The sequence below is a fragment of the Arthrobacter sp. Z4-13 genome (assembly GCF_054792705.1).
This window is the reverse complement of record NZ_CP096459.1, coordinates 2,671,769-2,692,432: the sequence shown is the minus strand read 5'-3', so window position 1 is coordinate 2,692,432 and position 20,664 is coordinate 2,671,769. Positions and strand designations below refer to the sequence as shown.

The 20,664-nt window shown below is 66.1% G+C and carries 22 protein-coding genes and 1 tRNA gene; 14 read left to right on the top strand and 9 right to left on the bottom strand.

Features of this window, described 5'->3' with window-relative positions; genetic code table 11:
* Positions 1-88 precede the first annotated feature (88 nt).
* A complete protein-coding gene (locus tag M1E07_RS14155; RefSeq protein WP_461187299.1) occupies positions 89-709 on the bottom strand; it encodes a 5-formyltetrahydrofolate cyclo-ligase in 621 nt (206 codons plus the stop codon).
* 112 nt (positions 710-821) lie between these two features.
* On the opposite strand from M1E07_RS14155, the gene galU reads away from it, so the two are divergent.
* The 4 genes from galU (at position 822) to M1E07_RS14135 (ending at position 3,541) form a co-directional block, all read left to right on the top strand.
* A complete protein-coding gene (gene galU / locus M1E07_RS14150) occupies positions 822-1,727 on the top strand; it encodes a UTP--glucose-1-phosphate uridylyltransferase GalU (RefSeq protein ID WP_461187298.1) in 906 nt (301 codons plus the stop codon).
* 4 nt (positions 1,728-1,731) lie between these two features.
* Entirely contained in the window at positions 1,732-2,352 is a 621-nt protein-coding gene (locus tag M1E07_RS14145; RefSeq protein ID WP_461187297.1) for a GNAT family N-acetyltransferase, read from the top strand.
* Positions 2,353-2,433: 81 nt separating this feature from the next.
* Complete coding sequence (locus M1E07_RS14140) at positions 2,434-3,348, top strand: hypothetical protein (RefSeq protein WP_461187296.1); 915 nt, start codon at positions 2,434-2,436, stop codon at positions 3,346-3,348.
* 120 nt (positions 3,349-3,468) lie between these two features.
* Positions 3,469-3,541 (top strand) — tRNA-Ala (locus M1E07_RS14135).
* 55 nt (positions 3,542-3,596) lie between these two features.
* Here M1E07_RS14135 and corA read toward each other — a convergent pair.
* The 3 genes from corA to M1E07_RS14120 are packed head-to-tail and all read right to left on the bottom strand — an operon-like array spanning position 3,597 to position 5,596.
* Positions 3,597-4,592 (bottom strand): magnesium/cobalt transporter CorA, encoded by a 996-nt coding sequence (gene corA / locus M1E07_RS14130; protein ID WP_461187295.1) that lies wholly within the window; start codon positions 4,590-4,592, stop codon positions 3,597-3,599.
* Between the two features lie 34 nt (positions 4,593-4,626).
* Positions 4,627-5,052, bottom strand: a complete 426-nt coding sequence (locus M1E07_RS14125; RefSeq protein ID WP_461187294.1) for a DUF1761 domain-containing protein — start codon at positions 5,050-5,052, stop codon at positions 4,627-4,629.
* 10 nt (positions 5,053-5,062) lie between these two features.
* Positions 5,063-5,596 (bottom strand): Lrp/AsnC family transcriptional regulator, encoded by a 534-nt coding sequence (locus tag M1E07_RS14120; protein WP_461187293.1) that lies wholly within the window; start codon positions 5,594-5,596, stop codon positions 5,063-5,065.
* A 169-nt stretch (positions 5,597-5,765) separates the two neighbouring features.
* Between M1E07_RS14120 and M1E07_RS14115 the strand changes: the two genes are divergently transcribed.
* Entirely contained in the window at positions 5,766-7,007 is a 1,242-nt protein-coding gene (locus tag M1E07_RS14115; protein WP_461187292.1) for an MFS transporter, read from the top strand.
* 15 nt (positions 7,008-7,022) lie between these two features.
* On the opposite strand, the gene M1E07_RS14110 is transcribed toward M1E07_RS14115, so the two are convergent.
* Entirely contained in the window at positions 7,023-7,556 is a 534-nt protein-coding gene (locus M1E07_RS14110; RefSeq protein WP_461187291.1) for an Lrp/AsnC family transcriptional regulator, read from the bottom strand.
* Between the two features lie 21 nt (positions 7,557-7,577).
* Positions 7,578-8,846, bottom strand: a complete 1,269-nt coding sequence (locus M1E07_RS14105) for an MFS transporter (protein ID WP_461187290.1) — start codon at positions 8,844-8,846, stop codon at positions 7,578-7,580.
* A gap of 109 nt (positions 8,847-8,955) precedes the next feature.
* Here M1E07_RS14105 and M1E07_RS14100 point away from each other — a divergent pair, with 109 nt between their 5' ends.
* Both M1E07_RS14100 and M1E07_RS14095 read left to right on the top strand, forming a co-directional pair.
* The gene (locus tag M1E07_RS14100) at positions 8,956-9,972 is read left to right on the top strand and encodes a LysR family transcriptional regulator (RefSeq protein ID WP_461187289.1); all 1,017 of its coding nucleotides are present in this window, start codon (positions 8,956-8,958) and stop codon (positions 9,970-9,972) included.
* Between the two features lie 16 nt (positions 9,973-9,988).
* On the top strand, positions 9,989-10,936 hold the full coding sequence (locus M1E07_RS14095) for an N-acetylglucosamine kinase (RefSeq protein WP_461187288.1): 948 nt from the start codon (positions 9,989-9,991) through the stop codon (positions 10,934-10,936).
* 35 nt (positions 10,937-10,971) lie between these two features.
* On the opposite strand, the gene M1E07_RS14090 is transcribed toward M1E07_RS14095, so the two are convergent.
* Positions 10,972-11,985, bottom strand: a complete 1,014-nt coding sequence (locus M1E07_RS14090) for a pirin family protein (RefSeq protein ID WP_461187287.1) — start codon at positions 11,983-11,985, stop codon at positions 10,972-10,974.
* Positions 11,986-12,224: 239 nt separating this feature from the next.
* On the opposite strand from M1E07_RS14090, the gene M1E07_RS14085 reads away from it, so the two are divergent.
* The 6 genes from M1E07_RS14085 (at position 12,225) to M1E07_RS14060 (ending at position 18,068) form a co-directional block, all read left to right on the top strand.
* Positions 12,225-13,325: an ABC transporter ATP-binding protein gene (locus M1E07_RS14085; RefSeq protein WP_461187286.1), complete on the top strand. Its 1,101-nt coding sequence runs from the start codon at positions 12,225-12,227 to the stop codon at positions 13,323-13,325.
* Complete coding sequence (locus tag M1E07_RS14080; protein ID WP_461187285.1) at positions 13,325-14,056, top strand: ABC transporter permease; 732 nt, start codon at positions 13,325-13,327, stop codon at positions 14,054-14,056. The genes M1E07_RS14085 and M1E07_RS14080 overlap by 1 nt, the downstream gene beginning before the upstream one ends.
* The gene (locus tag M1E07_RS14075) at positions 14,053-14,799 is read left to right on the top strand and encodes an ABC transporter permease (protein ID WP_461187284.1); all 747 of its coding nucleotides are present in this window, start codon (positions 14,053-14,055) and stop codon (positions 14,797-14,799) included. Before M1E07_RS14080 ends, M1E07_RS14075 begins: the two co-directional genes overlap by 4 nt.
* Positions 14,796-15,758, top strand: coding sequence for an ABC transporter substrate-binding protein (locus M1E07_RS14070; protein ID WP_461187283.1), 963 nt, complete (start codon positions 14,796-14,798; stop codon positions 15,756-15,758). Before M1E07_RS14075 ends, M1E07_RS14070 begins: the two co-directional genes overlap by 4 nt.
* Positions 15,759-15,940: 182 nt before the next feature.
* Positions 15,941-17,161 carry a pyridoxal phosphate-dependent aminotransferase gene (locus M1E07_RS14065; protein ID WP_461187282.1) on the top strand — a complete coding sequence of 407 codons (1,221 nt, stop codon included), beginning with the start codon at positions 15,941-15,943 and terminating at the stop codon, positions 17,159-17,161.
* Positions 17,162-17,213: 52 nt separating this feature from the next.
* Positions 17,214-18,068 carry a polyphosphate kinase 2 family protein gene (locus tag M1E07_RS14060; protein WP_461187281.1) on the top strand — a complete coding sequence of 285 codons (855 nt, stop codon included), beginning with the start codon at positions 17,214-17,216 and terminating at the stop codon, positions 18,066-18,068.
* Between the two features lie 9 nt (positions 18,069-18,077).
* Here the strand turns inward: M1E07_RS14060 and M1E07_RS14055 are convergent, their stop codons facing one another.
* A complete protein-coding gene (locus M1E07_RS14055) occupies positions 18,078-18,296 on the bottom strand; it encodes an exodeoxyribonuclease VII small subunit (protein ID WP_461187280.1) in 219 nt (72 codons plus the stop codon).
* Complete coding sequence (gene xseA / locus M1E07_RS14050) at positions 18,289-19,647, bottom strand: exodeoxyribonuclease VII large subunit (RefSeq protein ID WP_461187279.1); 1,359 nt, start codon at positions 19,645-19,647, stop codon at positions 18,289-18,291. The genes M1E07_RS14055 and xseA overlap by 8 nt, the downstream gene beginning before the upstream one ends.
* A 162-nt stretch (positions 19,648-19,809) precedes the next feature.
* Here xseA and M1E07_RS14045 point away from each other — a divergent pair, with 162 nt between their 5' ends.
* Positions 19,810-20,661, top strand: a complete 852-nt coding sequence (locus M1E07_RS14045; protein WP_461187278.1) for a hypothetical protein — start codon at positions 19,810-19,812, stop codon at positions 20,659-20,661.
* Positions 20,662-20,664 lie beyond the last annotated feature (3 nt).

Genomic DNA, 20,664 nt, shown 5'->3' with positions numbered 1-20,664 from the left:
GTCCCGTGCTGCGTGGACGGATGTCCCTTTAGCAGTCGCAGGGCCTGAGTGCTAATTCTATCATCTCCGGAGCGCCGGACCGTGGGCCTCAGCGATGGCCGTCGAGCGGCCGGAATCCGGATGGCGCCAGGACGGCAGGTACGGGACGGTCGAACTCCTCCTCGGGTATTTCACCAGCGGAGAGCAGTTCTTCGTCATAGATAACGGCGGCCAGCGGAATATTCTTCCCGGCCGTGGCCAGATGGCCCAGGAACTTGTCGTAGTATCCACCGCCCTGTCCAACACGGTTGCCTGAAAGGTCGACGGCGGTGGCCGGGATGAAGAGGGCGGCGGCCGTTCCCGCCACATCCGGGCCGTGCCGGTCACCCTTGGGTTCCAGGATCGGGGCGTACCGGCTCTGCTCCAGGCCGGCATCCGGGTTCCAGTAGACCCAGGCCAGTTCCCGCCCGGGTTCGCACACCGGAAGCAGGACCCGGTGGCCGTTGTTGTGGAGTCCGCTGATCAGCGGAAGGGTGGGCGGTTCGACGCCGACGCCCAAGTAGACGCAGAACGTGGCGGGAGCACCGCCGGCCAACGAAGCCGCCCAACTAACGCCGTGGCGTGCGATGCCCTTTCCTGCCGCCTCCAATTGCTGCGGGGTGAGGGCGGACCGCCGCTGGCGGTGGGCTGCACGGATTCTGGTCTTGGTTGCCTTGGCGTCCTCAAGCACGGTGTATATTCCTCCATCGGTTGCCGTTGTGGCGGTGTGGGCTATGGCAGCAGGGCGGCCGGCAGCCTTTCAATAATTACTGAATGCTTGACGCTGACGCTAGATTAGTCGGGTGACTACCAGTAACCCCAGAGTTCGCAAAGCCGTTATACCCGCTGCCGGACTCGGCACCAGGTTCCTGCCTGCCACCAAGGCCATGCCCAAGGAGATGCTTCCGGTCGTGGACAAGCCTGCCATCCAGTACGTCGTTGAGGAAGCCGTGAACGTTGGCCTCAACGACGTCCTGATGATTACCGGACGGAACAAGCGGGCCCTGGAAGACCACTTCGATCGCGTTCCATCGCTGGAGTCCACGCTCGAAGGCAAGGGGGACGCGGACAAACTGGCGTCCGTCCAGGCCGCCAGCAACCTCGGCGACATCCACTACGTCCGCCAGGGTGACCCCAACGGCCTGGGCCATGCGGTCCTCCGTGCCAAGCAGCACGTCGGTTACGAAGCCTTCGCCGTCCTCCTGGGCGACGACCTCATCGACGCCCGCGACGAACTCCTCAGCACCATGATCGACGTTCAGGCCAAAACGGGCGGCTCCGTCGTCGCCCTCATCGAAGTGGAGCCGTCGCAGATCAGCGCCTATGGCTGCGCCGACATCGAGGAGATCGACGGCGAGGGCTATGTCCGCATCAACAGGCTGGTCGAAAAGCCAGCCGCTGAGGAAGCCCCATCCAACCTGGCAATCATTGGCCGGTACGTTCTCCACCCCGCCGTCTTCGATGTCCTGGAACGCACTGGTCCGGGCCGCGGCGGCGAAATCCAGCTCACCGATGCCCTTCAGGAACTCGCGTCCGGAGAGGGCGAGGGCCAGGGCGTTTACGGCGTTGTCTTCCGGGGACGCCGGTACGATACGGGCGACAAACTGAGCTACCTCAAGGCCTGCGTCCAGCTCGCCATTGACAGTGATGACCTGGGTCCCGGCCTGCGGGAGTGGCTGCCGGGCTTCACCGCCGGCCTGTCCAAGTAGCACTGTGCGCCCCGGCCCCATCTGGCCCGTGACCCTGGAGTGCGGAGACCTGGTCCTGAGGCCCATCAGGTACCGTGACAAAAAAGAGTGGACAGAAGTGCGGGCCCGCAACAACCAATGGCTGGCACCATGGGAAGCCTCCAACCCGGACCCGGCCGGAGGTCTCCCGGATTACCGGCAGATGGTCCGTTCCCTGAACTCGCAGGCCGCCCAGGCACAGGCCCTTCCGTTTGTCATTACTGAACGGGTGCCGGCCAGCAGGAACCCTGAAATCGTGGGTCAGTTGACAGTTTCGTCGATTGTGTGGGGTTCGGCCATGATGGCGACCCTTGGTTACTGGGTGGACCAGATGCGGGCGGGGCGGGGGATAGCACCCACCGCTGTGGCACTGGTGACCGACCACTGTTTCCGGACACTCGGGCTGCACAGAATGGAAATCAACATCCGGCCCGAGAACGGACCCAGCCTGCGGGTGGTGGAGAAACTGGGTTTCCGGGATGAGGGATACCGGCCGCGCTATCTGCACATCAACGGCGAGTGGGCTGACCACCGGTCCTTCGCCTTGACTTCCGAGGAAGTTCCGGAGGGCCTGTTGCGCCGCTGGTTGGGCACCCGGCCGTCATAAATCCATTGATTTGTCAGCCGCGACACGACACACCGGGGCTAATGCGGCTGGAGCCGTCGTGTTGCTCATACGGTTTTGAGTGTGGACTTCCCCCTTAGCAGCTCAGTGATCCTTGTGGTTGCCGTTGTGCTCTGGATTGTATGGGTCGCCCCCTACGTCCTCCGGAACCGCCGGCACCAGTTCCAAGCCGCCGGCGACTACCTGGCAGACGCCCCCGCCGATGAAATACCGGACCCGCGAGCAGGGCTGGTACTGAAGGTCGCCGCCCAGCAGGAGAAAGCCATGGACACCAGGAAGAGCACAGGATCCGCTACGGCCACAGCCAGCGCTGCGCCGACGGGCCAGTTCCGAATCCGATACGGCCGCACGGCTCTTGCCCTCGTCGGGCTGGTCTCCCTCCTCACCGCGTTCGTTTCTGCAGTACTGCTGGCGTTTGGATCCGGCACCCCAGCCCTTCCCCTGGCTTGCGCGGCCCTGACCGTGGCGTCAGTGGTCCTTCTTCGCTGGCTGGCCGTCCGGGACCGCAAAGCCAAAGTGAACGCCGCCTTCCGCTCTGCGATGACTGCCCCGGCCCCGCAGCCGGTTGCATCGCCCGTGGCGCCCAAGCCCAAGGCTGCGCCGGTGCGCACGGAAAGCCCGCTGTTTGACGCAGAGGCCGACAAGCCCAAGATCAAGCCCCTGACCGCCGTGGAACTGCGCGAGGCAGCCCTTGCCGTTGCCGTGGCTGCCGGTGACACCAGTGCAGTACAGGCTGCACCGAGCAGTACGTGGGAGCCCGTGGAGGTACCCAAGCCGGTCTACGTTGAGGCGCCCAAGGCCGAACGCCCCGCACCTGAGCCGTTGGAGCTGCCGGAAGCACCCAAGGCCACGGGCAAGCCGTCCCTCAAGCAGGGGGCCGCCGCTCCTGCCACCCCGGCTCCGGAAGGCCAGCAGCTCAGCAAGGCCCAGAGCGCGCTCAGCAATCTCGACGACGTCCTGCAACGCCGCCGCGCCTGACCTTTTGGCCCTGGTCCAGTGGCTTCCGCCGGCTTTATTGCCGCCGGTTGGCATTGAACCGGGAAAATTTGTAGCCTAGGTTCACACCGGTGCCGCTCCTTTGAGAAGCGGCTGGTTCCCGGGGTTATAGCTCAGTTGGTAGAGCGCTTCGTTCGCATCGAAGAGGTCAGGGGTTCGAATCCCCTTAGCTCCACAGATTTTTCCCGGCCGGCCAGGTGCGCCGCCGCCGTCGCGGGCTGCTGCCTTCCTTACAGCCAGCCCTTCTTCTTGAAAATTGCGTACATCAAAGCGGCCGTAGCCGTCATCAGACCTATTGCCATCGGATAGCCGAGCTGCCAGTGAAGTTCGGGCATGTGGTCAAAGTTCATGCCGTAGACGCCTGCCACAAAGGACGGCGCGAACAAGATCGCGGCCCAGGAGGAGATCTTTTTTACCTGTTCGTTCTGTTCGGCGCTTGCCTCGTTCTGCCGGTTGGCGGTGAGGGTGCCGTCCAGGGTCAGGGCGTTCTGCAGCAGGTCGCGGAAGGAGTCCGCCCGGGAGATCACCCGCTCCACGTGGTCTTCGACATCACGGAGGTTGTGCCGGAGGTTGTTTTCGACGTCGTACTTTTCAAACCCCCGCTCGAGCTGGTGCAGCATGTCCGGCAGGGGATGGATGGCCCGCTGGAACTGGATCACCTCGCGGGCGAGTTCGTAAATGCGGCGCGAGACGGCGGTGTCGCCGCTGAACAGCTGGTCTTCGATCTCGTCGATGTCGTTCTCGAGCCCGGCCACCACGGGTCCGTAGTCATCCACCACGCGGTCGAGCAGGGCGTAGAGGACGGCCTCGGGCCCGTGCCGCAACAAATCCGGCCTGCTTTCCAGCCGCTGCCGCACCCGTGCGACGCCGGCCGTCTCGGCATGGCGCACAGTGACGACGAAGTTCTTGCCCGTGAAGATATGAAGCTCACCGAACTCCACGGTTTCCGTGGCGTCCAAGTACCGGGCAGGCCGAAGGACGGTAAACAGGTTGTCTTCGTAGCGCTCGAGTTTGGGCCGCTGGTGTGCGGAAATTGCGTCTTCCACAGCCAGCGCGTGCAGTCCGAACTCGGTGGCTACCGCCGCCATTTCCTCGGCAGTTGGCCGGTAAAGGCCAATCCAGGCCATCCCGCCGTGGTGCGCCAGGGTCTCGAACGTCTGTTCCAGGTTGTCGGGCTCGGCGTGGCGCACACCGTCCACGTAAACGGCATTGTCAATGATGGTCATGGCCGGCCGTCCTTCGGCGGAGCGGTTCGCGGCATCAGGACATCGCCCCGATGATGGCACCCGAGACGGTCATGGCCAGCAGGTCATGGCCGGAGTCGATCAGGGTGACGGCGGTAGGCCGGCCCGCGAAGCCGTTGTGGATCACGTGGCCGCCGGCACGGAAGACCAGCCCCATTACGAAGGCAAACCAGCCGCCTGCCAGGGCGTTGTCCAGCCCTAGCCTGGTGATCAGGACAGCCAGCAGGATCGCCGTCAGGGCGGCCGCCACCATCATGGGCACCCAGATCCCGGCTCCGCCGCTCATGTTCTTCAGATCGTCCTCGGTCTTGCCGATGGCTGCCATCCACCTGTTCCCGAGGACGGCGGGCATATACCAGACAAAGCCGATGGCCATGGTGGCGGTGAAGGCAAGCACCACGGCGAGCCAGTTGATCTGAGAGATGTACGAGAGCCAATCCATTCTGAAAATCCTAGCTGTCCGTCCCGGCCCCGGCGGCCCGCTGGGATTTGGCCGGGGCGTGTTGGCCAGCCCCGGCAGCTTTAGTAAGGCCGCTGATCAGAGGCTCGGTCCGGTAGGGGATGTGCGTGTGCAGCGCCAGGACGGTTTCGGTACGAATCACACCCTTGATCCTCAGTACCTGCCGCAGCGCCGCCTGCAGGTTGTGGGTATCGGTAGCCACCACCCGGCACCAGACGTCGCCCCGGCCGGAGATCTCGTGCACCTCCAGAACCTGCGGGATCAGCCGCAGCGCACCCACCACCCCGTCCAGCTCGCGGTGCGAGACTTCGATGGTCACGAACGCCACCACGTCATAGCCCACGGCCTCCAGGTCCACCTCGCGGCCCCCGGACCGCAGGACACCCGCCCGGAGCAGGCGCCGCACCCGTGACTGCGCAGTGTTCCGGGCAACCCCGAGCGAATCGCTGAGCTCACCGATCTGGATCCTGGGGTCCCGGATGAGCTCCAAAAGGATCTTCAGGTCAGTGGGGTCCAGATTGTTCAAATGGTCACTCTCCATCACTGCAGCATCGAATATTTGGTGATCGTGCTCAATTGTGGCAGCACTTTCCGCTCGAAAGCGCAAGGATGCTGCAACCTAGAGCTATCACATGTCCACCCGCGCCGGGTTCCCACAAGGACCACCTGCCGCGGCAGCAGCAAAAGGCGGCACAATGACGGTCTTCAGCGAGCTACGCATGCGTCCGGCGCCAGCCACAACGGCTGGGTGGGATGCGTCGGTTACTGCACGGCTGGTGCTCGCCGGTGCAGTCATTTTTACGCTCCTGTTGGGCGCCAACCTCGCCACACCCCTGTACCCGCTCCTGCAATCGGAACTCGGGCTGTCGCCGCTGGACGTAACGGCAGCCTTCACCAGCTACGTGCTGGCCCTGGTGGCCACGCTGATGCTTGCCGGGCACTGGTCGGACCACATCGGGCGCAGGGCTGCCCTCATCCTGGCCGTTGTTGCCGGCCTGGCGGGAGGCTGGCTCTTCGCCGAGGCGCAGAACCTGGCCGGGCTGTGCGCCGGCCGGGCGCTGCAGGGAATAGCCGTTGCCCTCGCGACCGGCGCCAGTGCCGCTGCCCTGCGTGAACTGCTGCCCTCACGCCCGGAGTGGGCCTCCCGCTTCACGCTGCTGGCCTCTGCCGGGGGAGTGGCTGCCGGCCCGGTCATCGGCGGGCTCCTGTCCCTGCTTCCCGGGGCCACGTCCGCACCGTACTACGTCCATGCTGCGGTTCTCGCGGCCCTGCTGGTACCGCTGTACCTCCTGCGGGCACGCCCTGCCATCCAGCCGTCGGCGGGCCCCAGGCCGCTGCACCTGCTGGCGCCGCGCCGTCCTTCCGTCACGCGGGAGGCGAGGGGCGCATTCTGGCTTGCTTCCGGCGTCGGCTTCCTGAGCTTCGCGGTCTTTGGTTTCTGCCTCTCGCTGGCCCCCGGCTACTTCGCCGGGGTCCTGGCCGTGGACAGCCGCCCCCTGATCGGTGTGCTGGCCGGCCTGACCCTCGCAGCATCGGCGCTGACCCAGCTGGTGACCCTTCGGGGCCGCTACGTTGTTCCCGGCGGGCTGGCGGTCCTGGGCGCGTCTGTACTCCTGCTCGGCGGGGCAGGGTTATGGAACAGTCCGGTGCTGCTGGTGGTTGCCAGCGTTGCCGCCGGCGTGGGGCAGGGCCTGGCCTTCCGCACTGTCTTCAATGATGTGGCTGCCCAGGTGGAGCCCGCCCGCCAGGCCCAGACCATCAGCACGGTATACGTCATCACCTACCTGGGCAGCGCGGTCCCGGTCCTGGGGCTCGGCTGGGCCTCGGGCGTGTTCGGCCTGGCAGCGTCCGTGGCCGGATTCGTGGTGCTCTGCGGCTCGGCAGCGCTCGTGATGGCTGCGGTCACACTCCGCCACGCCGTACGCGTCAGGGGCTAGCCTCTGCACGTGGGGCTACTCCGGGAGCGGCCCGTGGTTGCCCTGGATGTGCTCGAACACCAGCGTGGTCTCCGTATGGCCCACCACGGGGTCGGTGGCGAGGTTGTCCAGCACCCAGTCCCGCAGATCCTCGGTGGTGGCGACGGCGATGTGCAGCAGGTAATCCACCGAGCCGGAGGTGTGGAAGGTGGACAGGACTGCCGGCAGATGCGGGACGCGTGCCGTAAAGCGGTCGATCTGGTCCCGGTCATGTGCGCGGAGCCGGACTGCGACCAGGGCCTGCACCGACCTGCCGATGGACGACAGGTTGAGCTTCGCCTCGAAACCCTGCACGATGCCCCGCTCCGTCAGCGCACGGGTCCGCATGAGCGCTGTGGAGGGAGCTATGCCCACCAGTTCGGCAAGCTGCTTGTTCGAGATCCTTGCATCCTCCACCAATGCAGCAAGAAGCCGTTCGTCGATGGCATCAAGGGGCTCCAGATGCACTCCCGGCCTGACGTTCCTGGCATTCGTGGTCACGGCGGCTCCTCTAAAAGTTCCTGCGTTCATCCTAGACGCAGGCGGTCCCGTTCAGGCCGCGCCGCCGGCTTCTCCGGAATGTGCGACAGGAGGGCCGGCAGGATGGACGACGGCGACAGTCACCGCGGTGAGGCAGGCGAGGATCATGACGGCCGCCGCCAAAGCGTTCCAGCCGTAGGACTGGAAGAGCAGCCCCCCGGCCCAGCCGATAAAACTGGAGCCCAAGTAGTAGGCAAGGTTGTACAGCGAGGCCGCCTGCGCCCGCCCGGTGCTGGCGATGGCACCGGTCCAGCCCGCGCCGATGCTGTGGGCGGCAAAGAAGCCTCCGGTGAAAACCACGAGCCCCGCGAGTATCAGCACAATAGACGGCGCCAGCGTGAGGGCCAGGCCCGCCGTCGAAAGGGCAAGGCCGGCGAGCAGCACGGTGCGGCGCCCAAAGCGCATGGTCAGCTCTGCTGCCCAGCGGGAGGTGAACGTCCCGGAAAGGTAGGCGAGGAAGATGAGGCTGATGACGGTGGTTGGCAGGCCGAAGGGCTCTTCTGAGAGCCGGAAGCCCAGGTAGTTGTAGACAGCCACGAAACCGCCCATCATCAGGAAAGCCTGGATGTAGAGGGCGAGCAGCCGGATGTTGCGCAGGTGGCCGCCAAGGGTACGCGCAGCTCCGCGGAGGCCGGGAGCCTTTGCGGCCGTGAATCCCCGGGCCCGCGGCACCAGGAGCAGAAAGGCGACGGCGGCGAGCGTGGCCAGGACGGAGACCGCAAGGGCGGCGGCGCGCCAGCCCCACAACTCCCCGGCGGGCCCGGCCACCAGGCGGCCGGCCAGGCCGCCAAGCGTGGTGCCTGCCACATAGCTTCCGGCCGCCACGGCGGCGTGGGCCTTCGTGACCTCCTCGTTGAGGTAGGCGATGGCAATGGCCGGGATGCCCCCGAGGGCCATCCCTTCGAGGAGCCGCAGGCTGAGGAGCATGGTGAAGCTGGTGGACAGGGGAACCAGAAGGCCCAGCACGGTGGCCACCGTGATTCCCCAGGTCATGGCCTTGACCCTGCCGATGCGGTCGGCAAGGAAGGACCACGGGATCACTGTGACCGCCAGCCCCACCGTGGCCAATGAGATGGTGAGTGCGGCTTCTGCGGCCGTGATGTGCAGGTCCGTGGCAAGGATCGGCAGGACGGCCTGGGTGGAATAGAGCTGGGCAAAGGTTGCCACCCCGGCAAAGGCCAGTCCGGCGATGATCCGGCCGTATGCCGCCGAGCCTTTCGCGTGCCCCTCCCAGCCTGGCGGGGATGGCCGGTGACTTGGCTGCGGGAGGCTGTGTGGCATGTGGCAAGCGTAGACCGGCCGGATTCCTGCCTCCAATGCATCTTTTATGCCAGACTCATATCAGATCCGGAACAATCGCCCGTCAAGGCCGTGGAACGAGGAAGGACCTATGGAGCCCGACCACAAGCAACTGGTGCAGCTTCTTCCGCTCCTGCCGCTGCTGACCGAACTTGGCCGGACTGAGCATGTCACCGAAACTGCCGAACTCCTCGGCGTGCCGCAGTCCACGGTGAGCAGGGCACTGGCGCGGGCCAGCGCCGTCGTCGGTACCGAACTCCTGGTCAGGGACGGCAGGGGAGTACGACTCACTCCGGCTGCCCGGTCCCTGTTGCCCTATGCGGAGCGGGCACTGGCGGAGTTCCAGGCGGGGCTGGACGTGGTCCGGAACGAGTCTGATGTTGTCCGCGGCAGGATCTCCGTATCGTTCCAGCACACCTTTGGCGAGTTCACCCTTCCGCTCCTCATCAGTGCCTTCCGCAGCCGCCACCCGGGCGCCGTCTTCACACTGAGCCAGGGAGCGCGCGACTCGTGCCTGGCTGAGCTGGCGGCCGGCGAATCCGACCTGGCTCTGACCGCGCCGGTGGCCACCCCCGGCAGGAACCTTCTCTCCGCCCAGCTCTACCGGGAACCCTTGCGCCTCGTTGTCCACCACACCCATGCGCTCGCTGCGGGGCCGATGGCATCTGTAGCGGACATCCGCTCCGAACCGTTTGTGGCACTCGGTCCCGGTTATGGCATGCGCTCGCTGACTGATGCATTGTTCCGTGAGGCCGGATACCGTCCCCGCATCGCCTTTGAAAGCCAGGACTCCCATACCGTCCGGGGCCTTGTCTCGGCCGGACTCGGGGTCAGCATCCTGCCACCCGGCGGAGACGCTCCCGGCCGGAACGTCAGCGCCGAAACGGGCAACCTGGGCTGGGTGGAAGTGCCCCTTGACTCGGCCCTGGCCTTCCGCGACGTCGGCCTGAGCTGGCGGCAGCGCAAAGCTGAGGTTGAACCGGCTGCCGTCCGGCTGTTCCGCGAAATGGTCCTCACGGACGGACCGGAGCTCCTGGCCGGGCTGGTGGAACGGCGGTCGCGGCTGGCCGGTGCAGGCGCAGACGGGCCGCCTTCACGGCCCCTGTGACCAGTACCCTTGTGACGTGACGAACACCGAAAACCCCTCCGCCCGGTCCGCCAATCCGCTGACTCCTTCCCTCGACGTGCCGCCCGGCGTGATCATCGGCCTGGACATCGGCGGGACGAAAACGCACGGCGTCCGGTTCGTAAACGGGACCCCGGTGGCCGATGAGTCTGCGGGGAGTTCGAACGTGCAAAACGTCACCCGTGATGAGGCGGCCCGCAACCTGGCCAGCCTTTTCGCGCGGATCGGCGGGGGAATGGTGTCCCACGTGTACGCAGGGTCCGGCGGCATTGATACGGACGAGGACGCAGCCGCCCTCGCTGCGCTGATTGAACCGCACGTTCCCGGTGCCCACATCACAGTTGTCCATGACTCACGGCTGCTGCTCGCCGCCGGCAATGCCAGCACGGGCGTGGCGGTCATCGCCGGCACGGGATCAGCGGCGTGGGGCAGGAATGCCGACGGCGGCGAGGCCAGGGCGGGAGGCTGGGGCTACCTTCTGGGGGACGAGGGCAGCGGTTACTGGCTTGGCCGCGAAGCGGTGCGGCACAGCCTGCGGCGGATGAACCAGGGCCTTCCGGTGGATCAACTCACTGCTGCCCTTCTGGCCTCCTGCGGAGCTGACAGCCCCAACCGCCTCATCGCACAGTTCCACTCGCCCGACACCGGCCGCCGCTTCTGGGCCCAGCAGGCCCGGCACGTGGTGGAAGCCGCAGCGGCCGGGCATCAGGCAAGCCAGGAACTGCTGGAGCAGGCAGGCCAGGACCTGGCCGGGCTGGCCCTGCAGGTACTGCAGCAGCTAAGCATTCCCGGTCCGGTCATCCTGGGCGGCGGGCTGGGCATGAATGTGGTAACCCTGCAGGACGCCTTCCGCGGGCACCTGGCAGACGGCGGAGTGACGGACGTCCGGGTCCTGGACCAGGAACCGGTCTTCGGTGTGCTGCAGCTGCTGGCTGAACAGGCCTGACCCACGCCGGGACGCACTTTGACGGGGCCGTGTTCCTACACGGACCGCTTACGGGGAGTGAGCCGGACGGCAGGCAGCGGGGGAGCCGGGATGCGGCCCGCCTCCGCGCCGGCACCAGGACCGTGCCCGGGGACCAAGCCATAGCGGGCTGTTGCCACGTCCCCGTCAGGCAGGGCTGCCTGCGCTTCCCACGCGGTGCGGGCCTGCTCGACTTCATCGTGCGTGCGTCCCACGAAGTTCCACCACATCAGCAGCTCCTCCTGGAACGGTTCGCCGCCAATCAAGAGGAAACGCGTGCCCGGCAGCGCCTCGACCCGGAGTTCCCGCCGGCCGGTGCCAAGGTAGCCCAGCGGTCCCGGCGGAACATCCTGCCCGTCCAGGCTCAGTCCGCCGTCGAGCACCAGGATGCCGTGTTCGAAATGCTCGTTGAGGGGGAGCACCGCACTTCCCCCGCAGGAAACCTCCGCTCCCACAATGGGCGAATACATCGTGGCCGGCGAGGCAACGCCGTCGAACTGGCCCACCATCACGGTGGCGGTGAAGCCGTCGCCGGCGATTTTCGGAAGGTCGCGGTGCTGTTCAAACGCAGGCTGCCGGTGCCGTTGCCCATCCGGAAGGGCTACCCACAGCTGCACGCCGCGCTGCAGCGGCAGCACGCCCCCCGGCGGAAGCACTGCAAACTCGGAATGGGACACGCCGTGCCCTGCCGTCATGATGTTCAGCTCGCCCGGCCGCACCACCACGTCGCTGCCCACGCTGTCGCGGTGCCTGATGGTCCCGGCCAGCGGCCAGGTTACCGTCTGCAGCCCGATGTGCGGATGCGGAAGCACGGACATGGCAGTCCGGTCCGGGCCGAAGCTGTCCAGGAAGCACCAGGCGCCGATGGTGGGAAGCCCGCGCTGGGGCAGCGTCCGCTGGACATTCATGGCGCGCACCCCGCCCAGCGGTACTTCCCGCTCGGGCCACAACTGAAGGCACGGGCCGGAGCTACCTTCCGGGCTCGCCGGCGGGCAGACTTCCTGCTGGGGGGAAACTTCCAAGTTGGTCACCTCCCCACTGTAGGCCGGGCGGCCACCCTGCGGTATGTCCAGCCCCGGCCGCCGGCCCAACAACCCACCCATCCGGCAGGAGGCCGGCCCCGAATGATTACAGTAGGGATTTCTTTGCCGGAAATCGGGTGTGCTGCAGGTGTTGCGGCCTCCGGTTTGGGCTACCGTAACTATCAGCGTGCTGTGACATATTCGCGTTGCTTTCCGAAGCCGTCCAACAGAACAGGTAAGTCCGCACCATGGACCAGGCCATGATCGAGTTTCAGAGCGTCACCAAGCAGTACCAGGGCGGGCAGCCGGCCGTGGACCAGCTCACCATGTCCATTAGCCCGGGCTCCATCACTGTCTTTGTTGGACCCTCCGGCTGCGGAAAGACCACTTCGCTGCGGATGATCAACCGCATGGTTGAGCCCACGTCAGGAGTCATCACGGTGGCGGGCAAGGATGTCACGTCGGTCCCCGCCCCCGAGCTGCGGCGTTCCATGGGGTACGTGATGCAGTCCTCCGGACTCCTGCCGCACCGCTCGGTGCTGGACAACATCGCCACCGTGCCCAGGCTCAATGGTGTCCCCAAGTCCGAGGCAAGGAAACGCGCCCAGGAACTGCTCGACGTCGTCGGCCTGGCCCCTGTACTGGGGAAGCGCTACCCTTCACAGCTTTCCGGCGGCCAGCAACAGCGCGTGGGCGTTGCCCGGGCCCTCGCCGCCGACCCGCCTGTCCTCCTCATGGATGAACCCTTCAGCGCAGTGGATCCGGTGGTCCGCGATGAACTTCAGCAGGAATTGCTGCGGCTCCAGAAGGACCTCGCCAAGACCATCGTCTTTGTCACCCACGACATCGACGAAGCCACAACGCTGGGCGACAAGGTGGCCGTCTTTGCCACCGGCGGGAAGCTCGCCCAGTACGCCACTCCGGAAGAGATCCTGCGGGCGCCGGCGAACGACTTCGTGGCCTCCTTCGTGGGGCGGGACCGCGGGTTCCGCCACCTGGGATTCACACCGTCCGACGGCGTGAGTGTCCACCAGGTGCCGACGGTGGTCCGCGACCCGCACGGCAGCTTCGACTCTGCTCCGGCGGCCAACGGCTGGCAGCTTGTGGTGGATGCCGAAGCGCGTCCGCTCGGCTGGACCGGTCCCGGAAACGGTGCCGGACTCATTCCCGGCGGATCGCTCTTCCGCCCGGGTGAGAGCCTGCGCCGCGCCCTGGACGCGGCTTTGTCCTCACCGTCGGGCCTGGGCGTGGCGGTGGATTCCGAGGGCCGGGTACTCGGCGTCGTCAGGGGCGGTGAAGTCCTGGCCCTCATCGAGGAGGCTCGCCAGGTCAGGCAGGCTGCGCTCTGATGGAGTGGTTCCTGGCCAACAGCGGAATGGTCCTGGAACGGGCGGGCCAGCACATGGTGCTGGCCCTGGTGCCCATGCTCCTGGGGCTGGCCATCTCCATTCCGTTGGCGCAGCTGGCGCGGCAGCACGCCGTGCTCCGCTCGGTGGTGCTCACGGCGTCGTCCCTGCTCTATACGATTCCGTCGCTGGCACTGTTCATCATCCTGCCCACCATCCTGGGGACCAGGATCCTCGATCCCCTCAACGTGGTGGTGGCCCTGACCATCTACGCCGTGGCCCTGCTGGTCCGGGCTGCCCTGGACGCCTTCGACTCGGTAGACACGGACATCAGCCAGGCCGCCGTCGCCATGGGGTACAAGCCGTTTGCCCGGTTCCTGCGGGTGGACCTTCCGTTGTCCCTGCCCGTACTCTTCGCCGGCCTCCGGGTGGTTTCCGTCAGCAACATCTCGCTTGTCAGCGTGGCCGCCCTGCTGGGCGTCGGAAACCTGGGCATGCTCTTTACCTCGGGGCTGCAGCGGGGCTTTGTGACCGAAATTATGGTGGGCATCGTAGCCATCCTGGTCCTCGCGCTGCTGATGGACGCCATCCTGGTCCTGCTTGAGCGGGTCCTCACGCCGTGGGAGCGGGCCGGTAAAGGTCGCAGGCCGCGACCGGCCGCCGGCAGCGCAGGAACGCCGGTTGCCGCGGCCCGCCGCCTCTCCGAACCGAAAACGGGGGGCGGAAACGCATGAGCAACGTCTTCTCCGATACCTTCGCCTGGCTGGCCGACCCGCTGCACTGGACAGGGAGCGCCGGCATCCCGGCGAGGCTGGGCGAGCACCTGCAATACACGGGGCTGGTAATGCTGATCGCCACCGCCATTGCCGTCCCGGTGGGCCTCTACGTCGGCCACACAGGCCGGGGAAAGGTGGCCATCGTAGCCCTTGCCGGTGCCCTGCGGGCGCTACCCACCCTCGGCCTGCTGACACTGTTTGTCCTGCTCGCCGGGATCGGACTGATGCCGCCCATCTGGGCGCTGGTGATCCTCACTGTGCCGCCCCTCCTGGCCGGAACGTATGCAGGCATTTCCAGCGTGGACCGCAACGTGGTGGACGCCGCCCGCGCCATGGGGATGACCGGGCTCCAGGTCCTGTTCCGGGCCGAACTGCCCAACGCCCTGACGGTCATGTTCGGCGGCTTCCGGACCGGTGTGCTGCAGGTGATTGCCACGGTCTCCGTGGTGGCCTACATCAACCTGGGCGGCTTGGGACGGTACCTGTTCGACGGACTCGTCCTCAGTGACTTCCCGCAGATGCTCGGCGGCTCGCTGCTGATCGCCGCGCTGGCCATCGGCGTCGATCTTGTCCTTGCCCTATTCCAGAGGCTGTTCCTGGCAACAGGGGCCTCGAAGCAGTCCCACCGCAGCCAGCAGGCTGCGGTCGATCTCACAGACCCCGTTGTCGCGGAGGCTGTGGCACAAGGAGGTAAGTCATGAAAGAAAGCCGACTACAAGGCTTTGGCCGGCGGGCATTCGGCGGAGTGGCCGCTGGAATTGGCCTGGCCCTGGCGCTGTCCGCCTGCGGCGGATCGTCCGATCCACTGAGCAACGCCCCGGCAACCAGCGGCACGGCGTCCGGAGGAGCCACGTCGCTGGTGATCGGCTCCGCGGACTTCCCTGAGAGCCAGATCATTGCCGAGCTCTATGCAGGGGCGCTGAACGCAGGCGGCGTCACCGCCACCACCAAGCCGAACATCGGCTCCCGGGAGGTTTACTTCAAGGCCGTCCAGGACGGCTCAGTGGACGTGATCCCGGACTACACCGGCAACCTGCTGCTGCATGTGGACAAGGAAGCCAAGGAGGTCTCGGCGGACGACATCGCCAAGGCACTGCCGGACAAGCTGCCCGACGGCCTGGCGGTGCTGGAAGCCGCCAAGGCCGAGAACAAGGACGCCATGGTGGTCACCAAGGCAACCGCCGAAAAGTACCAGCTGAAGTCCATCGAGGACCTGGCCAAGGTCTGCAGCGAGATCGTGGTGGGAGCCCCGGCCACCTTCGCTGAGCGCGCCTACGGGCTGCCCGGGCTGAAGAGCAACTACAACTGTGAGCCCAGGAAGCTGGAGCCCTTCAGCGATGGCGGCGGCCCGGTGACGCTCAAGGCCCTGCTCGAAGACCAGGTGCAGGTGGCGGACATCTACACCACCACCCCGTCCATCGCGGACAACGACCTTGTAGTCCTGGAGGACCCGAAGAACAACTTCATCGCCCAGCAGGTCATCCCGCTCTACAACGAGGCCAAGATGACGGACACGGCGAAGGAAGCCCTCAACTCGGTCTCGAGGATCCTCACCACCGAGGACCTGGTCAACCTCAACCGCGCGGTCAGCGGCAGCCAGAAACAGGGCGCCAAAGAAGCAGCTGAGGCCTGGCTCAAGGACAAGGGCATCGTCAAGTAGGAGCGCGCCTGCCTGCTTTGCCAGTACGACGGCGGCTGCCGGACTGCGCGGGGGTTCCTCAACTCCCTGTCCGGCAGCCGCCGTCGTCATTCCTCAGGTGCCTGGCTTAGCGCCCGCGGCGCGCGCCGGTGTGTGGCTGACGTCTCAGCGGAAGCCCATCCTTACTGTGGCATATTTGATGGATGGCAGAATTCAAGCAGTCCACGAAGCTCAATAACGTCCTTTACGACATCCGTGGACCGATTCTTCAGGCCGCCCAGCAGATGGAGGCGGAGGGCCACCGGATCCTGAAGCTGAACATCGGCAACCCGGCGCCGTTTGGATTCGAGGCGCCGGACGCCATCCTGGTGGACATGATCCGCCACCTGCCGCACGCCCAGGGCTACAGCGACTCCCGGGGCATCTTCTCCGCCCGCACCGCCGTCTCGCAGTACTACCAGACCCGTGGAATCCAGAACATCCACGTGGACGATATCTACCTGGGCAACGGCGTCAGCGAACTCATCACCATGTCCCTGATGGCACTGCTCGATGACGGCGACGAGGTCCTCATCCCCACGCCCGACTACCCGCTGTGGACCGCATCCGTGGCGCTCGCCAGCGGAAAGCCGGTCCACTACCTCTGCGACGAGGAATCCGGATGGCAGCCTGACCTTGAGGACATGGAAGCCAAGATCACGCCGCGGACCAAGGGCATCGTGGTCATCAACCCGAACAACCCCACCGGCGCCGTCTACCCCGAAGCGACGCTGAAGAAGATCGTGGCCCTGGCCGAGAAGCACGGACTGGTGATTTTCGCTGACGAGATTTACGAGAAGATTCTGTACGAGGACGCAGTCCACGTAAATCTTGCCAAGCTCACCGGCGACCACGTCCTCTGCCTTACCTTCAGCGGGCTGTCCAAGGCCTACCGCGTGTGCGGCTACCGGGCCGGCTGGATGGCCATCTCCGGTCCGAAGAAGGACGCAGCGGACTACCTTGAAGGCATCAGCCTCCTGGCGAACATGCGCCTCTGCGCCAACGTTCCGGCCCAGCATGCCATCCAGACGGCGCTCGGCGGCTACCAAAGCATCAACGACCTGATCCTGCCCGGCGGGCGCCTGCTGGAGCAGCGCAACAAGGCCTATGAGATGCTGAACGCGATTCCGGGCGTGAGCACCCAGCAGGCCAAGGGCGCGCTCTACCTCTTCCCGCGGCTGGACCCCGAGGTCTATCACATCCGGGATGATGAGAAGTTTGTCCTGGACCTCCTCCGGGAGCAGAAAATCCTGGTTTCGCACGGCCGTGCCTTCAACTGGGTACGTCCCGACCACTTCCGCATGGTCACCCTGCCCAACGTCAAGGACATCGAAGAGGCAGTTGGGCGGATGGGGGACTTCCTAAGCAGGTACCAGGGGAACTAGCCTGTGGGCACGGGCGCTTAGGGCCCGTGAACCTTCGTGGAAAGGATCCCCCATGGCCGGCGTGGTCAAGTTCAATCAGCACCCCTCCGAAACCCTTCGGGCAGGGGAGGGGTTCTCTCTCGCCGGCGTTGATCCCGATTCCACCCCCGGGTACAGCGGCACCAAGCAGGACGGCAAGGCGCTCCTGGCGGACCTGGACGACGAGCTGACCGAGCTGCAGGAGAAGCTGTTTGCCGAGTCCCGGTTCGGCGGCCGCAAGCGGATCCTGCTGATCCTGCAGGCCATGGACACCGCGGGCAAGGGCGGCATCGTCAATCACGTGATGGCTGCGACCGACCCCCAGGGCGTGCAGTTCAAGGCCTTTAAGGCCCCCACGGACGAGGAGAAGTCCTACGACTTCCTGTGGCGCATCGAAAAGGAAGTTCCGGCGGCCGGCATGGTGGGCGTTTTTGACCGGTCCCATTATGAGGACGTGCTGATCCACCGCGTCCACGGCTGGGCAGCTCCGGATGAAATTAAGCGCCGCTATGTGGCGATCAACGAGTTCGAGGCCCGGCTGATCGACTCGGGAACAAAAGTCGTCAAGGTGATGCTCCACATCAGCGGGGAGGAACAGAAGGCCCGGCTGGTAGCCAGGCTGGACAATCCGGCCAAGCATTGGAAGTACAACCGCGGCGACCTGGACGAGCGTGCCTTCTGGGACGACTACATGAATGCCTACCAGGCCGCCATCGACGAAACGAGCACCCGGGACGCGCCGTGGCACGTGGTTCCGGCCAACAAGAAGTGGTACGCCAGGATCGCTGTTCAACAGCTGTTGCTGGGGGCGTTGTCCGGCTTGAACCTTGAGTGGCCGAAAGCCGAGTTTGATGTTGCCACCGAGCGCGAGTTGATTCTTCGGTCCTGAGGCTTCTGCCTACATTGGCTGGTCGCGGGCAGCGGCCAGCCGCTTCCTGGCGCCTTCCAGCCATTCTTCGCACCGTGAAGCCAGTGCCTCTCCCCGTTCCCACAGGGCAAGGGATTCCTCCAGGCTGGCGCCGCCCGCTTCCAGCCTGCCCACCACCGCGACGAGCTGCTCGCGCGCTTCCTCGTAGCTCAGCGCCGCGACGTCGTTTCCTGGCTTTTGCTCAGTCATTGGGTTCTCCTTGATGCGTGCCCGGCTTCTGTTGGGTTGAGTCTGATGGGAGTGCGCCCGTGGAGGTTGCGCCGAAGCGGCCTTCCGCCACCCGTACGGAGAGCGGCGTGCCCGCCGGCGCCTCGGCCGGGCGGCGCACCACGGCGTGCCCTGTGCTGCCGCGGCTTGCGGCCGGGCCGCCGGCGAGTTCGACGACGGCGTAGCCCCGGTCGAGCGTCTTCTGCGGTGACAGCGCGCGCACCTGGGCCTTAAGGTGCTCCAGCTGGTCGGCTGCGCGCACTACGGTGGAGCTCACCGCCGCGGAGGACCTTCGGAGCAGCCGCTCGATTTCTTCTGACCGGATGGTCACCAGGCCCTCGGGGGCGGCCAGTACCGGCCTCGAGTGCAGGGATGCCAGGCGGTCCGATTCCCTGTCCACGAGGCGCTCCATGCACCGGCGCAGCTGCTCCCGGGCCTGGCGCACGCCTGCCAGTTCTTCGGACACTTCCGGCACGATCCTTTTGGCTGCGTCCGTAGGGGTGGAGGCGCGAAGATCGGCAACGTCGTCGAGCAGGGGCCTGTCCGCCTCGTGGCCGATGGCACTCACTACTGGGGTGGCGGCTGCCGCCACAGCACGGACCAGTTCTTCGCTGTTGAAGGGCATCAGGTCTTCCAGGGCCCCGCCGCCTCGGGCGATGACAATAACGTCCACCTCCGGGCTGGCGTCAAGCTCCCGCAGTGCACGGACCACCTGGGATACCGCAGCGTTGCCCTGGACTGCCACTTCGCGGATTTCGAACTCCACGGCGGGCCACCGCAGCGCGGCGTTCCGGAGGATGTCCTTCTTGGCGTCGGAGTCGCGGCCGGTGATGAGGCCAATGCGGTGCGGCAGCAAGGGCAGCGGCTTCTTGCGGGAGTCCGAAAAAAGCCCCTCGGCGGAGAGAGCCTGGCGGAGGCGCTCGATCCGGGCAAGGAGGTCGCCCAGGCCCACGGGCCTGATATCCCGGACCAGCATGTTCAGCCGGCCCGTCTTGATCCAGAACTCAGGTTTCAGTAGGGCCACCACCCGCGAACCGCGCTCCAGCGGCAGGTTCTGGCGCTCCAGCACTTTCGTCCACACCGAGGCGGGCAGCGAGACTTCCGCGTCAACGTCCCTCAAGGTGAGGTAGGCGTTGGTGCCGCGCCGGTTCAGTTCGATGACCTGGCCTTCGACCCATGCCGACGGCGTGCGGTCGATGTGGGCTTTCAGCTTCTGCGAGAGGAGCTGCAGCGGCCAGGGGTTGTCCGGCGTGGTTTCCGCCGCCGTCGCAGGCAGGGTAGTGGGAGCAGCCAGTTGCTGACCGGCGACCGGAAATGAGGCCTGTTCAGACATGCAAATCCCCTCGCGGGGCTGGAGCTGCGGGCATGGGGTCCTTCGTCTGTTGTGCGGCGGTCATTCAACCTTATCCATAAGCTGTAGCACGCGGGGCTGACAGTGACCGGTCAGGATGCCCGCCTAGGATGGGTGGACCGCCATCAACCTGAAGGATCTGCTGTGCGCACTTTTGTTTCCGCTGCTGCCACCGTGCTGGCCGTACTGCTCGCCGCTGTCGCAGTTCCCGCCATCTGGCTAGACCGCAACATTGTCCAGGAGCAGGGCTTCGTGGAACTGGCGGCGCCGCTGGGCACGAACCCGGAGTTCCAGCAAGGGCTGGCACAGGCGGCGATCGGAACCATCGACACCAGCGCGGTCCCGGGCTTCCTCTCGGACCTGGTCCAGCCGGTGCTGGAGGACATTGCGGCATCCCTGACCAGCCTTTCCGGCTATCCCGCTGCTTGGGAAGAAACGCTGCGGAAAAGCCACCGGCTGAGTTTCGCGGGCCCGGGGGCTGACAGTCCGGAAGCTGCGTCTGACTCGTCCCTGACCCTCGACGTCGCTCCTCTGGTGGCGCTGGGTGCCGAGGAAATCTCACGCGCCACCAGGCTTCCCCTGGATCCGCCGGAGCAGACGCTTATCAACGTGGGCCAGCCCGAACTGAAAGAATGGACCGAGCGCCTGGACACCTATGCGCCCGCCGGGTACCTGCTGGCCGGGGGATCGGCGGTGGCGCTGCTCCTGGCCCTCGTTGCCGCCCGGCGCCGCTGGACAGTGCTTATGGGTGCAGGAGTTGGCGCGTTGCTGCTGGCAGCTCTCTGGGCGGTCAGCGCGCAGGCAGGTTCAGCCTCGGTGCTGGCTGCGGACAGCGGAAACGAGGTAGCCAACATGTTCAGGAACGAGTTCGTGGCGGCGGCTTCCGCCCACTTCCAAACGTGGACCTGGGCTGCGGCCGCCACCGGCGGAGTATTGCTGCTGGTGGGGATTGTGGCCGGGCTCATACCGCGAAATCGGGCGCGGGCAACCCGGTAGAAT

Coding starts and splice junctions, on each gene's coding strand:
- M1E07_RS14060 (WP_461187281.1), top strand. CDS start 17,214: ATGGCCGGCGTGGTCAAGTTCAATCAGCACCCCTCCGAAACCCTTCGG.
- corA (WP_461187295.1), bottom strand. CDS start 4,592: ATGACCATCATTGACAATGCCGTTTACGTGGACGGTGTGCGCCACGCC.
- M1E07_RS14105 (WP_461187290.1), bottom strand. CDS start 8,846: ATGCCACACAGCCTCCCGCAGCCAAGTCACCGGCCATCCCCGCCAGGC.
- xseA (WP_461187279.1), bottom strand. CDS start 19,647: ATGTCTGAACAGGCCTCATTTCCGGTCGCCGGTCAGCAACTGGCTGCT.
- M1E07_RS14070 (WP_461187283.1), top strand. CDS start 14,796: ATGAAAGAAAGCCGACTACAAGGCTTTGGCCGGCGGGCATTCGGCGGA.
- M1E07_RS14085 (WP_461187286.1), top strand. CDS start 12,225: ATGGACCAGGCCATGATCGAGTTTCAGAGCGTCACCAAGCAGTACCAG.
- M1E07_RS14125 (WP_461187294.1), bottom strand. CDS start 5,052: ATGGATTGGCTCTCGTACATCTCTCAGATCAACTGGCTCGCCGTGGTG.
- M1E07_RS14115 (WP_461187292.1), top strand. CDS start 5,766: ATGACGGTCTTCAGCGAGCTACGCATGCGTCCGGCGCCAGCCACAACG.
- M1E07_RS14075 (WP_461187284.1), top strand. CDS start 14,053: ATGAGCAACGTCTTCTCCGATACCTTCGCCTGGCTGGCCGACCCGCTG.
- M1E07_RS14110 (WP_461187291.1), bottom strand. CDS start 7,556: ATGAACGCAGGAACTTTTAGAGGAGCCGCCGTGACCACGAATGCCAGG.
- M1E07_RS14100 (WP_461187289.1), top strand. CDS start 8,956: ATGGAGCCCGACCACAAGCAACTGGTGCAGCTTCTTCCGCTCCTGCCG.
- M1E07_RS14065 (WP_461187282.1), top strand. CDS start 15,941: ATGGCAGAATTCAAGCAGTCCACGAAGCTCAATAACGTCCTTTACGAC.
- M1E07_RS14080 (WP_461187285.1), top strand. CDS start 13,325: ATGGAGTGGTTCCTGGCCAACAGCGGAATGGTCCTGGAACGGGCGGGC.
- M1E07_RS14055 (WP_461187280.1), bottom strand. CDS start 18,296: ATGACTGAGCAAAAGCCAGGAAACGACGTCGCGGCGCTGAGCTACGAG.